The 649-nt window shown below is 55.9% G+C and carries 1 pseudogene; it reads left to right on the top strand.

Annotation, left to right across the window (positions count from 1 at the left end):
- Positions 1–649 (top strand): annotated as a pseudogene (locus ACTHTS_RS10895) (beta-ketoacyl synthase N-terminal-like domain-containing protein); the annotation flags it as partial.

The following is a 649-nucleotide window of genomic DNA, read 5'->3' on the forward strand; positions in this document are numbered from 1 at the left end:
CCTCATCAGCGCAGCCCGGTTGCTTCGTGCCGGATTATGTGATGCTGTAATTTGCGGTGGCGCGGATACGCTTTCTCCGCTGACGATTAATGGTTTTGCCTCTTTGGAAGTGCTTTCAGACGGCATCGCCAAACCTTTTTCCGCCAACCGCAACGGCATCAATATCGGCGAAGCGGCCGCATTTTTCGTGATGACGCGCGATGCCGATTTTGACGGCGAAATGCAGTTGCTGGGCTATGGTGCAAGTAGCGATGCCTACCATATGTCTTCTCCCCGCCCCGACGGTTTGGGTGCAGCCCAATCCTTTCAGGCCGCTTTGGATAAAGCCGGTTTGAAAGCAGAAGACATCGGCTGGATCAATCTGCACGGCACCGGCACGCAACACAACGACAGCATGGAAAGCCGAGCCGTTGCCGAAGTGTTTGGCAGCCACACCCTTTGCACGTCAACCAAGCCGTCCACCGGTCATACTTTGGGTGCAGCCGGTGCGATCGAAGCCGCGTTTGCCTGGTTGATGGCCAACCGCCAATACAATCCGTAAGGTAAACTGCCGCCCCAACAATGGTACAACGTACCCGATTCCGAGCTGCCCAACATCGCTTTGACCGACGAAAACAGCCACTGGCCGTTTGAAAAACGCATTGCCGCC

The sequence above is a fragment of the Neisseria sp. P0019.S003 genome, assembly GCF_051957115.1.
Lineage (GTDB): Bacteria > Pseudomonadota > Gammaproteobacteria > Burkholderiales > Neisseriaceae > Neisseria > Neisseria flavescens_D.